This window comes from Mesorhizobium sp. M0227, assembly GCF_040321855.1.
Taxonomy (GTDB): domain Bacteria; phylum Pseudomonadota; class Alphaproteobacteria; order Rhizobiales; family Rhizobiaceae; genus Mesorhizobium.
The window spans coordinates 1-11,664 of sequence record NZ_JAMYSJ010000035.1; the positions used below are offsets into that span (position 1 = coordinate 1).

Consider the following 11,664-nt stretch of genomic DNA (forward strand, 5'->3'; position numbering starts at 1 on the left):
GCGATGTCCTCGCACACCTGTTCGCGATGTCTCCGGTCCAAACACCCCCTTGCGGGGGAGATGGCCGGCAGGCCAGAGGGGGGTGTTCAAGTGCTGAGCGTGCCGGCATGAACTGCATCAGAGGAGCAACCCTTGCCAGCTGAATCCGCATCGCCCGAACCCGTCCTGCTCGCCGTCGAGGGCATCACCAAGCATTTCGCCGGCGTCACCGCGCTAAGCGATGTCTCGCTCGACATCCGCCCCGGCGAAATCCTCGGCCTGCTGGGCGAAAACGGCGCCGGCAAGTCGACGCTCTTGAAAATTCTCTCGGGCGTCATGCCGCCGTCGGGCGGCCGCATCACTTTCGACGGTGCCGATTATCATCCATCCAGCCCGCAGGATGCCAAGCGGCTCGGCATCGTCACCATCTACCAGGAACTGAGCCTGATCCCGACGCTGACTGTGGCGGAGAATATCTTTATCGGCCGCGCGCCGATCGGTCCGCTCGGGCTGGTGAGTTGGGGGCGCATGGAGCAAGAATCGCGCTCGATCATCGCCCGCGTCGGCCTCTCCATCGATCCGATGACGCCGGTGTCGGCGCTGTCGGTGGCCGAACAGCAACTGGTCGAGATTGCCCGCGCCCTGTCGCTGAAAAGCCGGCTGATCATCATGGACGAGCCGACCTCGGCGCTGACCGAGACCGAGGTGCAGCGGCTGCTGTCGATCATGGATCGGCTGCGCAAGGACAAGGTCGCCATCATGTTCGTCACCCACCGGCTGGAGGAAGCGTCCGCCATATGCGATCGCATGACGGTGCTGCGCGACGGGCGGCTGGCCGGGCATCTTAACCGCGAGGGCGGACCGATCGCGCTGCCCAAAATCATCGAGAAGATGGTCGGCCGCGCGGCGTCCGAGCTCTACGCCCGGCCGGCGCAGCGCGCGGTGGCCGGCGATATCGTGCTGTCGGTGCGCGGCCTGCGCACCGTTCGCGACCCCGAGGCGCCCCACGCCATCGTGCTCGACGGCGTCGACATCGACCTCAAGGCCGGTGAAATCCTCGGCGTCGCCGGGCTTGTGGGGTCCGGCCGCACGGAACTGGCGCGCGCCATCTTCGGCGCCGACCGCATCGCGGCCGGCACCATCACGCTCGACGGGAAGCCGATCGCCCCGGCATCACCCGCGGACGCCATTGCGCTCGGCATCGGCCTGCTACCGGAGGACCGCAAGCACCAGGCGATCTTTGCCGCGCTGGGCATCCTGCCGAATTTCTCCATCGCTTCGCTGGGCAGCTTCAGCAACGGTTTCGGCTTCATGGCCGAGCGGCGCGAGCGCGATGCGCTGTCCGGGTTTCGCAAGATGCTGTCGATCCGCATGGCTTCGGCCGAGCAGGCGATCGAAGGCCTGTCGGGCGGCAACCAGCAGAAGGTGATCCTGGCGCGCTGGCTGGCGCGCGATCCGAAAGTGCTGATCGTCGACGAGCCGACTCGCGGCGTCGATGTCGGCGCCAAGACAGAGGTGCACCAGATCCTGGTGCAGCTTGCGGCGCGCGGCATTGCGGTGATGATGATTTCGTCCGAGCTGCCCGAGGTGCTTGCGGTGTCGGACCGCATCGTCACCATGCGCCGGGGACGCATCACCGGCCAGATGCCGGGCGTCGAGGCAAACGAGGAAAGACTGATGGAACTGATGGCACTCGACCGCAAGGAGATACTATGAGCGTGGCGGGGGAACAGGATCAGCGCGGCGGTATCAACTTCGCGCGGCTTTTGATGAGCTTCGGGCCGCTGCTGTTCTTGGTGGCGCTGATCATCGTCTTCACGGTGCTGAAGCCGAGCTTCATGGACCCGATCAATTTGTTCAACATCACAAGGCAGATCTCGATCACCGGGCTGATTGCGCTCGGCATGACCTTCGTCATCCTCACCGCCGGCATCGACCTGTCGGTCGGTTCGCTGCTCGCCTTCTGCGGTATGGTCGCCGCCGTGGTCGCCAAGGGCGGCTCCGCCAACACGCTGTCGCTGTCGACGAGCGGCACGCAAGGGTTCGGCTGGTTCGCAGCACTCTTGGCCGCCGTCGTTGTGGGCGCTGCTGCCGGCGGGGTGCAAGGGCTTGTCATCACCCGGCTAAAAGTGCCGCCCTTCGTCGTCACGCTGGGCGGGCTGACGGTGTTTCGCGGGCTGACGCTGACCATCTCAAACGGCGGCCCGATCTCGGGCTTCGACGCCTCGATGCGCTGGTTCGGAACCGGGCTGATCGGCCCCGTGCCGGTGCCGGCGCTGATCTTCGCCGCGGCCGCCATCCTGTGCCACATCGTGCTGCGCTACACGCGCTACGGCCGAGCCGTCTATGCCGTCGGCGGCAATGCCGAGGCGGCAAGGCTGTCGGGCCTGCGCGTCGACCGCATCCTGATCTCGGTCTATGTCATCGTCGGCTTTTTTGCCGGGCTTGCCGCCTTCGTGCTGTCGGCGCGGCTGAACTCCTCCGAAGCAGTCGCCGGTATTGGCTACGAGCTGACGGTCATCTCGGCCGTCGTCATCGGCGGCACCTCGCTGTTCGGCGGCATCGGCTCTGTCGGCGGCACGGTGGTGGGCGCCGCGCTCATCGGCGTGCTGCAAAACGGGCTGCAGTTCAACAACGTCTCGTCCTACACGCAAAGCATCGTCATCGGGCTCATCCTGATCCTGGCGGTGGCGTTCGACCGGTGGCTGAAATCGCGGGTGAGAAGGTGAGGAGCAAAGGGGGAGGAGCGGTTGGCGCCCAGGCACCCCCCTCTGTCCTGCCGGACATCTCCCCCGCAAGGGGGGAGATTGGCAGCTTCGTCCTCGCCGCTTTCTCTTCAACGTTGAAAATTGGCGAAAGCAGTCATGACGTCCAATCTCCCCCCTTGCGGGGGAGATGTCCGGTAGGACAGAGGGGGGTGCCTCGCACCTGCGCTTGCTAGGGACCCCCATTCTTGCAAAACAAGCATGCTTTGCTAGAAAGACCTGGGGCGGGTGGCATCGTGAGAGAACCTCATGTTTGCCGATATCATCAGACCGATCACCTTGAGTTTTTCGCTGCTGCGGCGGTTCTGGCCGCAACTCGTGGCACTCGTGCTGGCCGGCGTGCTGGTCGGCGATCTCCTCATGCAGCTCGCGGCGAAGGTGGCGCTGGCCAATCACTTCGCCGGGCTGGCGATGCTGACGCTGGTGGCGCTGGCGCAGCTGGTGGTGACGGTGGCGATGTTCCATGTGTTGCGCCCCGGCCTGCCGCATGTGCTGGCCGCGCAGCGCAGCGCGGACAAGGCCGCAACCACCGAGGCGCAAGCCGTCAAGGAGCCGGGTGCTGTGGACCGGCGCGGCTCGCGGCTGGTGCGGATGATCACCATCGCGCTGCTGCCGTTCTTCGCCTATTACGCGGCCTGGGGATTTCTGGGCGACATCGTTCGCCAATATTCGCGCGCCACGCTCGACCAGGCCGATTTCGGCCAGAGCGCCAATGTGCTCGACGTGCTCGATTCGCGCTGGCTGCTGGTCTCGGTGGCGGTGTCCTGGCTGATCCACCGGCTGGCCAAATTCATGCAGACGAAAACGAAAGCCGCCTCGTTCTGGCAGATCGTCGTGGTGATCTGCGAGACCAACTGGATCTTCGTTGGCCTCTATGTGATCAGCCGCTGGAAGGACTCGGCGCTGCAATGGCTGATGAGCCGCAATTTCTGGTCGGCCCTGCAGGCCTCAGTGGACGGGCTGGCGAACCCGGTGCCGATGGCCTCGGCCGCCCCCATGGTGCCGGTCGAGTCGATCGCGCCATCGACGGTTGCCGTCAACCTGTTCTTCTTCATGTTGCTGCCGCTGATCTGGCTGGTGATGGCGGCGCTGATCTATGGCTATGACGTGCGCGACGATGCCGCCCTGATGCGCGTGCACGGCCGGCTGGAGCGCGCCGGCCGGCGCTATGTCGGCCTGCCGAAATTCCTGCGTGATTTCGTCGAGCATTTCATCGCCGGTTACCGCTCGCGCTATCTGCCGATCGCCAACGGGGTTCGGCTGACAGTCAGCTCCAGTCTGGTGCTTTTGTGCACGCTGGTCGTCGGCTACCGCTTGCTCGACTGGGGCGCTGCCTGGCTATGGCTGGGCACGACGCGGCTGATCGGTCCGCACGAGCTCGACGTCTGGCAGATTTTTTCGCATGGCGTGACGCTGCTGTTCGGCAGCCCGTTCCAGGATTCCTCCACCGGCATCCTGATCGAGCCGCTGCGCATATGCTTTCTCGCCGCCGTGCTGGAGACAGCGTTTTCGATGGCGAAGCGGGCGGGGAAGTGAATTCTCTCCGTTTACGGGGAGAAGGACGCTCACTTCGGCGGCCTCTGAAAGCGCAGGAACCACGGCCGCTCGCTGCCCAATCCGACAGCCGGGCGGATGGTCTTGATGGCGTCCTCGGGCACGATGAAGGTTTCGCCCACGGTGATGATTTCGCCCTTCTTGGCGCCGGAGAAGATCGCCGAGGTGCAGTTCATCACGCCGTCCGGCAGGCCGACGCCGGAGATGAAGTCGGACAGCCAGCGGCGCCCGGCGGCGTCGGTCAGTATCACCTTGCAGCCCAGCCACTGTTTTTGCAGATCGGGGTCGCCAACCGTTACCGCAAAGGTGGCGATGACGGCGAAGGCGTGGTCGGGCAAGCGGCCGGCCTTGCCGCCGCGCAGATCGGCCAGCCGCCACTCGCTGCCGCCGAATGGCACGGACTGGCCGAACTCGACATCCCTGGCGATGAGGTCGTCGCCGTGCAGCCATTCACGGACGCTGTCATAGCTGGTCTCGGCCAGCGTCAGCGGCAGCAGGATAGCGAGCGCGGCAAGACCGCGCCGGCGCCATTTTTTCTCGGTCTCTCGGCCTTCGTCGGCGGCTGGTTCGAGATCGGTCGAAACTGCGGTCATGCCTTTGCCTTGGTCTTGCTCAGTGTTGAGAGTTTCGAGCGCAAACTGCGCTGCGGAATTGCTTTGGGTTCAAGCTGGGTTACTCTGAAACGATTGAGCTCCCTGCATCGGAGAACAAAATTTGCAGAGTCCCGAACCGTTTCAGATTTCCGCGACGGATTTCTGGCTCCTGAGCCACCGGACTGACTCTGCTCTGCCCGGGTACCTGGTGCTTGGTTCCAAGCTGCCGACCAACAACCTCTTGGAACTGCCGCAAGCGGCTCTGGCCGAATTGGGCCCATTGCTTGCGGAAGCTCAGAAGGCATTGACGTCGCGGCTGCGGCCTAACCGGCTCTACATCAGTCGCTACGGCCATTCTCCGGGTCATTCGTTCCATTTTCACCTGATACCTGTCTATGACTGGGTCGAACGGCTCTTCTGGTCCGACCATCGATATCGATCCCTTGAACAGTTCACTGATGCGTCAAGCGAACCGGGCACCGATGGCGCGGAACTCACGCTGTTTATTTGGAGGGAATTTTGTGAGCGGGCCGATCCACCCCCTGTCGAAGGTCCTTCTGTTGCGGAAGTGATTGCATTGCTGCGCCAGGTCATGGGCAGTTAGGCTTGCGCGCCCCTTCCTACAGTCGCGCATCAAGATCGTATTGCGGCAAGACATCCGCTGGCTGGCCATCGGCGCCGGTCGGCACCGCGTCGAGGCTGATGCGGGCCTGGGCGTCGAGCGGGCCGAACCGGCGCGCGGCGACCAGCAGGCTGGCGCCGGGGATCTGGTCGGGCGGCATCTCGAAGATGAACAGGCCGCGTCTTTCCAACCCCGGATCAATGGAATGCGGCGGCATGTCCTGGCGGTAGCCCAGCCGTTCGCTCTGGTGGTAGCGCAGGCCGGTCGGGCCTTGCCAGGTGCCGTCGGCGACCGTGGTGGAGGTGCTGGTGGCGGTGAGACTGGTCGTCACCACCGCCCACAGGCCGCTGGTCGTCAAAAGCTTCTCCTGGCCGAACTGGTCGCTCTTCAGCGTGCGGGCAAAGACCACTCTGTCGAGGCGGACAGCGAAGCTGCGCGCCCGCACCGTGTCGTGGACGGCGCCGTCGACCGGGATCGGTGCGGTGAGCTCGGCATAATGCGGCTTCGACACCTGCATGCCGTAGCTCAGCGCCACGGTGGTGGCGAGGATCAGGAGATTGCCGATGGCCCGGATATTCATGAGCCGCCTTTCCGTGAGTCTGCCACGGGCAGGTCGACGACGGGCAAGGTGACGGTGCCGAGCCGAGTGGGATTGAACCAGCCGGGCGTCCCGTAAAGGTTGTCGCGCGGCTTGAAGATCTCGGCGATGATGCCGAAGCTGAGATTTGCCGGCACGATGGCGTCGCCGGCAAGCGGCCAGACATAGGCCATGCGTTCGGTCATGCCGGGATGCAGTTCCGGCGTCAGAGTCGAATCACGGGTCAGCGCGATCATCGGCAGGCCGTCGAGCAGAGCGAGTCCGTCCGGCGTGAAGACATTGAAATAGGCCTTGTCGGATTGCGCCGTGCGATTGGTCAGGTCGACCTCCAGCACCAGCGCCTTCTGGCCTGGTTTCAGCGGCACGCCATAGACCTTGGCGCGGCTGACATATGCACGCACCGGCTTGAGATGCCAACGCCCGGCATCGATGCCGGCATCGGGCGGCAATTGCGGCGGGGCGTGGGGGGGCAGGGCGCCGAACGCGCCCATCAGGCCGGCGACGAACAGGGCGGCGATGGTTCCCGCGCCGGCCGTTATCCAGGTTTGAAATTTTAAGCGGGCAGTCTTGAACATTCCAAACTATGCACGTCGACGATCAGCCACCCCTGCGCAGTCTAGAAAGAAAAAATTGCTGATGGAACCCGCAAATGGCTGGTCCAGCCTCACGCTGCTTCGCGCGCCCATAGAAGATGGCCATGGCGACGAAAATACCGCGCCACCAGCCGCTGTTGCTTGGCCCTGATCAGGTCGGGCAGGCGCCGCTCCTGGCGCCAGCGCGGTATGTTGCGCCAGCAGGCTATGAAGCGGACGGCGTCCTCGATGGCCTCCTCCGCCGAGAGGGCCGGGCCAATCGCGGCCAGGAACAGCGCCTCCGACGGTTTCAACGCGTCGATCACCGCCTTGCGCCTGACGTGATCCTGACGGGCGTGGGCGATGCCGTTGCGGCGGATGGCTTCGAAGGCTTCAAGCAGGGCCAGGCTGTCGCCGGCGTAACCGCAGGAACGGGCAAAATCGGCGGCAAGGGCGTCCATTATCGCTCCCGGGTTTGATGCAATGGGCGGGTTCGTGCTCCGACTCACATTTGCATATCCAGCGTGAAAGCATAACTCAAATTACCTTAGAAGAAAAACTTCTGGGAAAGTTTGAAAACTGCGACTCGACTCCGGGCGCAAAACACAGGAATATGCGAACAAATCAGGAACAAAGACGAGGCAGGGGCGATGGCATTGCCGGGCAGGGAACCAACAATGGCGCATGTCGCCTCGATCTCGGTCGAGTGCGCGGATTGCGGCCGCAACCGTTGGTGGCGGCCCGATCAGTTGAAGCGGTTCGGCGTGACGAGGAACACGCCGCTTGCCGCTCTGTCGGGCCGCATCGTCTGCTCGGCCTGCCGTGCCGACGGACTGCCGGGGGCGACCGTTACGATCCAGGCGGCCTTCATCGACGAGCGCCAGCGCGTGCGTAGCGAAGCGCAGATGCTGAGCGATCGCGAGGTGCCGCTGGAGGGAGCGCGGCGGGCTTGAGTCTTGTCGAAAGGGTGAACGGCCGGTTCGCGTAAGCGAATTGATCGTGCCAGTGGCACGATCAAAGGCCAGCGAACGCCGGGGCGCTGCGAAGCAGCGGGGACCCGGCAGGTGGATCCTGCGCTACCCGGCCCTTCGCAAGCTCAGGGCGTTCAAGGCTCGAAAAGCCAAGCAATTGGCTTTTCGTCCGCTGTGCGGACCGCCTTTCACCCCCGCAAGGGGAGAAGGCAAGAAGCGCTCCTCAATACCCCAGCAATTCCTTCAGCGAAATCACGCGCCAGACATGTTTGATGGCGTAGCGGTTGAAGGTCAGCGTCTTCGGCGGATTGTATTGCTCGACCACCAACTCGCCCGCCGTGCGTTTGACCAGCTTCTTGATGAAGGCCTTGCCGTTGCGCTCGTTTTCTTCGGGGAAGGTCTCGATCACCACGTGGTCGCCGGGCACCGCGTCGCGGCCGCCGCAATAGATCAGGTCGCCGGGCTCGTAACGCGGCACCATGGAATCCGAGAGCACGTGCAGGGCGAACACCTTCGGCAGGTTGCGCACGCCCGGCGGGCGCTGGACGTAGCCTGCCGGCTCGCCGTTGAAGGTGAAATCGCCATCGTCGCCGCCGACGGCCGCGCCTAGCACCTCGATATCCATCGAACCGGCGGGCAGCGGACCGGCATCGGTGACGATCTCCGCGTCGGCGACCGGTCCGGCATCGTCGAGAAACACGACCTGCCCTTGGCCCAGCGCCACCGGGTCGACGCGCAGGAAGGCGGCGGTCTTCAGGAGGTTCTCGGTCTTGGGCAGATTGCGGCCGGTTTCCCAGTTGCCGACGGCGGCGACATCGGTGTCGTTGTGCTCCGCAATGTGGCGCATGACCAGGCCGCGCTGCTTGCGCGCCTTGCGGATCGCCGCCCCGACCTTGATCGACAGTTCCGTTTTTGCCATGGCGCCCATGTGAGCGATGAAAGCGGCTCTCGTCTATGAAAGAATGGCTTGCATATATTTTCGAGTTATGCTTATATCCGGTCATGCAAAACCTGTCCAGCTTTGATGGCGCCGAGTCGCCGGCCTCACGCGAGGCGCATCCGGCGGTCATAACCGCCGCCCATTCCCTTCCGCCCCGGCCGTCCTCCTCCCCGGCCGGGGTGAAGCCCGAGGCTCAGTGCTTGACTGCACCAGCCTCGGGTCCGGTCCGCCTGTTTCCGGCGACCGGAACGGCCGGAGCCGCCGCTCCCAGCGGCTCCGGTCCCCAATTCGGCCGGCATGGCGCCGGCGCTGTTTTTTCGGCTGGCCGATCCTGCATCCGCACCGAGGACGGCACCGTCATCCTGTTGGACAGGCTAACGGGCAGGGCGGTTTCCGCCCTGGACAGAAACACGGCCGAGGCGCGGCTTTTGCACCTTGCCGGCGGGAAATCGGCCCAATCCGGCTGAGGCTGGCCGGCTGACAGCCGGCTCTTGAAAAACAACCTGACTGCGGCCCGGCCACCGGGTCGAACCTTGACGCTGCCCGACGGCGCGCGGCCGAACTTTGGATGGAGCTGGTATATGGCAAGCTATAGCGACGCGGAATTGCACGAGATCGGCCGCTGGCTGAAGGACGGGCTTTCAGCCTCCAGGATTGCAGTCGCGTTCACCGCGCTGGGTGGCAGTCCGGTGTCGCGCGACGCCATCATCGGCATCGTGCATCGTAACGCCATGCTGGGCGCGATCGGCTTTGCCAATGGCAAGGGGCCGCCGCCGCGAGCCAGACAGGCCGGGGGCAAGCGCGCTGGAAGCAAGCGGGCCGATGGCATGTCGGCGAATGCGACGCCTGCCGTCGGCAAGATGCATGGCGTGCTTGCCGCCAAGGATATCCATGCGCGTGAAGTGGCCCGGCCCAGGCGCGCCCATTCGTTCGTGCGCGAGGCGGGCGTGCTGATCGCCGACGGCGTAGCCTATCGCCTGGAGGTGCCGGCGCCGCCGCGCGCGGCCATCGGCCGGCAGCCGCATGGCGTGGCGATGCGCTTCATCGATTGCCTGTTTTCACGCTGCCGCGCGCCGCTGGATCTGACGGTGGAGGAGGATTCTGAAAACGATGCGCCCGGCAGCCGGCCGGGCGCCGACATGCTGTGCTGCGGCATGCGCACCACGCCGCTGAAAAGCTATTGCACCTACCATCAGGCGCGCTTCCAGCGCCGCGTATTTGTGGCGGGATGAGCACGCTCTCCCATTGCTGCGCCAGCCTCATCCGGCCGCTTCGCGGCCACCTTCTCCCCGTGGGGGAGAAGAGAGGGCACCCGACGGTGCAAGTCTCCTCTCCCCTCGGGGGTCCGAAGGACGGACGAGACACGTGGCTCGCCCCAAAATGGTCAGCCGAGCGAAGCGGAGGCTGGGTGAGGGGGCTGCCTCGCCGCACAAAGGTGGAGGATCTGAGATGAATCAAGCCCGGAGCAAAATCGCCAGAACCTTACTTCGGCATTTGCCGGCCCTGCTTGGGCGTGCGGCTCTGCATGCTCCTTGCGTCCATCGCCATCGCCGGGTTGCCTTCGGCGATCAATATGCCGGTCACCCGGGCAAAGCCGGTAAACACCTTCATGGCGTCGGCTTCGGAAATCTGCGCGGCGATCGCCGCGCTGCAGGCGTTAAGCGCGCTGCGGTAGACATGGCCGCGTCGCTCCAGCGGCCAGCGCTGCAGAAAATCGGCGGCTTCGCTGACGCTGTCGATCTCTTCGACCTCATCCTCCACCCGCACTTTGAGCGGCACTCCGGTTTTCATCGTACCCACCGCGTTCACCTTCGCTTTGCGCGCGGCTCTGTCTACCGCATCCTTAAACGCGCCCCGCTGGCGGGCGGTTGCATCAATTTTTCGGCTGGCTGGCGATCCTCATGGACTAGCCACCGCGTCCAGCCAGTCATGGGCGCGGCTTTTGGGCCTGGCCACCAGTATGTTCTGTTGCTTGGCCGCCCTGGTGAAGGCGTCGAATGCGATGCGCTGGCAGCAGGTGCCGTCGACGGCGAGCGTAACCAGCCGCGTCGCCTCGAGATAACCAGGTGCTGTCTTGTCGGGCCATTGGTGGCGCAGTGCCTCGGCTGCGCCGGCCACCGAACTGACCAGCATGGTTTTGTTGTCGCAAAAGCGCACGGTAACCGGCATGAAGGCTGTCATCGGCGAACCTCCCCTTGGCGTGGACGCGACATAACGTCGAAAGCTCGCGCCGGTTCCATCAGCCTGGATGCCGGGCGGCAAGGATGGTGGCGCAGCGGCGAAGAGGCGACGACCTCCGGTTCATTGAAGGCCAAAGGAACAGCGTCCCGCTCCGCTCTGCCGACCACGTGGGAGATGCCCAGCAGGGCAGAGGGCGCGCGAAGGATCGCCACTTGCCGGCCTCCCACCATCCGACCCAACCAGGAGTCTCCCATGAGCAAAAAGACCAAACCCGCAAAACCGCAGGCGCCGAAATTGCCGAAGGGCGAGGCCGAGCAGGTGCGCATACGCCGCGAGGTCGGCCATGATTTCGCGCTCAGGGATGACGCCTTCGGCCGCAAGCGGCTGGCGGCGGGGACGCTGGAGGCTGCCCGTGTCTACGAAGTGTCGAATGACGGCTACGCCGCGACCGGCGGCATCGTGCGGGTGCGCGCCATCGATGCGCTTATCGGCATCACCTCGCTGTCGCGCCAGCAGCGCGAGGCAGGCCTGCGCTACCGCGAGGATTTCCGCTGCAGCCAGCAGGCTGATGTCAAGCCGATGCGCTGGACCGAGCGCGTCGACGGTGGCCGCGATGGCGGCGGCATCGCCGACAGCGTTCTCGACGCCGGCAGGGCCTATGCCGCCGCCACAAGAGCGCTAGGCCATTGGGAGGTGGCCGCCGTGGTGCGACAAGTCTGCTGCGCGGACGGTTCCCTCAAGCGCCTGGCCGAGCAGACCGGCGAGGGCCGGAACGTGGTGACGAAGCTGCTGAAGGTGGGGCTGGATTTGTTGGCAGTGCATTACGGGATGATGATGATGAGGCGGTGAGGGGTGAAATGGATCCGACCGGCGATGCCGGCCGGATCCG

General features: G+C 64.9%; 15 protein-coding genes. 8 read left to right on the top strand and 7 right to left on the bottom strand.

Annotated elements, in window-relative coordinates; translation table 11 throughout:
• Positions 1–132 precede the first annotated feature (132 nt).
• From NKJ00_RS28850 to NKJ00_RS28860, 3 genes are all read left to right on the top strand, one after another.
• The gene (locus NKJ00_RS28850; protein ID WP_128305540.1) at positions 133–1,695 is read left to right on the top strand and encodes a sugar ABC transporter ATP-binding protein; all 1,563 of its coding nucleotides are present in this window, start codon (positions 133–135) and stop codon (positions 1,693–1,695) included.
• Positions 1,692–2,708 (top strand): ABC transporter permease, encoded by a 1,017-nt coding sequence (locus tag NKJ00_RS28855; RefSeq protein ID WP_352443288.1) that lies wholly within the window; start codon positions 1,692–1,694, stop codon positions 2,706–2,708. Before NKJ00_RS28850 ends, NKJ00_RS28855 begins: the two co-directional genes overlap by 4 nt.
• Before the next feature lie 285 nt (positions 2,709–2,993).
• Positions 2,994–4,280 (top strand): hypothetical protein, encoded by a 1,287-nt coding sequence (locus tag NKJ00_RS28860; protein WP_023813282.1) that lies wholly within the window; start codon positions 2,994–2,996, stop codon positions 4,278–4,280.
• A gap of 29 nt (positions 4,281–4,309) precedes the next feature.
• Here the strand turns inward: NKJ00_RS28860 and NKJ00_RS28865 are convergent, their stop codons facing one another.
• A complete protein-coding gene (locus tag NKJ00_RS28865) occupies positions 4,310–4,891 on the bottom strand; it encodes a hypothetical protein (RefSeq protein ID WP_023813283.1) in 582 nt (193 codons plus the stop codon).
• A gap of 121 nt (positions 4,892–5,012) precedes the next feature.
• Between NKJ00_RS28865 and NKJ00_RS28870 the strand changes: the two genes are divergently transcribed.
• Positions 5,013–5,495, top strand: coding sequence for an HIT family protein (locus NKJ00_RS28870; RefSeq protein ID WP_128305542.1), 483 nt, complete (start codon positions 5,013–5,015; stop codon positions 5,493–5,495).
• A gap of 16 nt (positions 5,496–5,511) precedes the next feature.
• Here NKJ00_RS28870 and NKJ00_RS28875 read toward each other — a convergent pair whose 3' ends face one another.
• From NKJ00_RS28875 to NKJ00_RS28885, 3 genes are all read right to left on the bottom strand, one after another.
• Positions 5,512–6,093 (bottom strand): hypothetical protein, encoded by a 582-nt coding sequence (locus NKJ00_RS28875; protein ID WP_023813285.1) that lies wholly within the window; start codon positions 6,091–6,093, stop codon positions 5,512–5,514.
• Positions 6,090–6,686 carry a hypothetical protein gene (locus tag NKJ00_RS28880; RefSeq protein WP_128305544.1) on the bottom strand — a complete coding sequence of 199 codons (597 nt, stop codon included), beginning with the start codon at positions 6,684–6,686 and terminating at the stop codon, positions 6,090–6,092. Before NKJ00_RS28880 ends, NKJ00_RS28875 begins: the two co-directional genes overlap by 4 nt.
• Positions 6,687–6,775: 89 nt before the next feature.
• Positions 6,776–7,144, bottom strand: coding sequence for a hypothetical protein (locus NKJ00_RS28885; RefSeq protein WP_023813287.1), 369 nt, complete (start codon positions 7,142–7,144; stop codon positions 6,776–6,778).
• Positions 7,145–7,333: 189 nt separating this feature from the next.
• Here NKJ00_RS28885 and NKJ00_RS28890 point away from each other — a divergent pair, with 189 nt between their 5' ends.
• Entirely contained in the window at positions 7,334–7,636 is a 303-nt protein-coding gene (locus tag NKJ00_RS28890) for a hypothetical protein (RefSeq protein ID WP_031213614.1), read from the top strand.
• A gap of 241 nt (positions 7,637–7,877) precedes the next feature.
• Here NKJ00_RS28890 and NKJ00_RS28895 read toward each other — a convergent pair whose 3' ends face one another.
• A complete protein-coding gene (locus NKJ00_RS28895; protein WP_023813289.1) occupies positions 7,878–8,582 on the bottom strand; it encodes an XRE family transcriptional regulator in 705 nt (234 codons plus the stop codon).
• Between the two features lie 212 nt (positions 8,583–8,794).
• Here NKJ00_RS28895 and NKJ00_RS28900 point away from each other — a divergent pair, with 212 nt between their 5' ends.
• Both NKJ00_RS28900 and NKJ00_RS28905 read left to right on the top strand, forming a co-directional pair.
• Positions 8,795–9,061, top strand: coding sequence for a hypothetical protein (locus tag NKJ00_RS28900; RefSeq protein WP_245273285.1), 267 nt, complete (start codon positions 8,795–8,797; stop codon positions 9,059–9,061).
• A 114-nt stretch (positions 9,062–9,175) separates the two neighbouring features.
• A complete protein-coding gene (locus NKJ00_RS28905; protein ID WP_352632161.1) occupies positions 9,176–9,826 on the top strand; it encodes a GcrA cell cycle regulator in 651 nt (216 codons plus the stop codon).
• Between the two features lie 250 nt (positions 9,827–10,076).
• Here NKJ00_RS28905 and NKJ00_RS28910 read toward each other — a convergent pair whose 3' ends face one another.
• Together NKJ00_RS28910 and NKJ00_RS28915 are read right to left on the bottom strand one after the other, a co-directional pair.
• Positions 10,077–10,385 carry a DUF982 domain-containing protein gene (locus tag NKJ00_RS28910; protein WP_023813292.1) on the bottom strand — a complete coding sequence of 103 codons (309 nt, stop codon included), beginning with the start codon at positions 10,383–10,385 and terminating at the stop codon, positions 10,077–10,079.
• A gap of 108 nt (positions 10,386–10,493) precedes the next feature.
• On the bottom strand, positions 10,494–10,775 hold the full coding sequence (locus tag NKJ00_RS28915) for a DUF982 domain-containing protein (protein ID WP_023813293.1): 282 nt from the start codon (positions 10,773–10,775) through the stop codon (positions 10,494–10,496).
• Between the two features lie 252 nt (positions 10,776–11,027).
• On the opposite strand from NKJ00_RS28915, the gene NKJ00_RS28920 reads away from it, so the two are divergent.
• On the top strand, positions 11,028–11,624 hold the full coding sequence (locus NKJ00_RS28920) for a DUF6456 domain-containing protein (RefSeq protein WP_352632163.1): 597 nt from the start codon (positions 11,028–11,030) through the stop codon (positions 11,622–11,624).
• Positions 11,625–11,664: the final 40 nt, after the last annotated feature.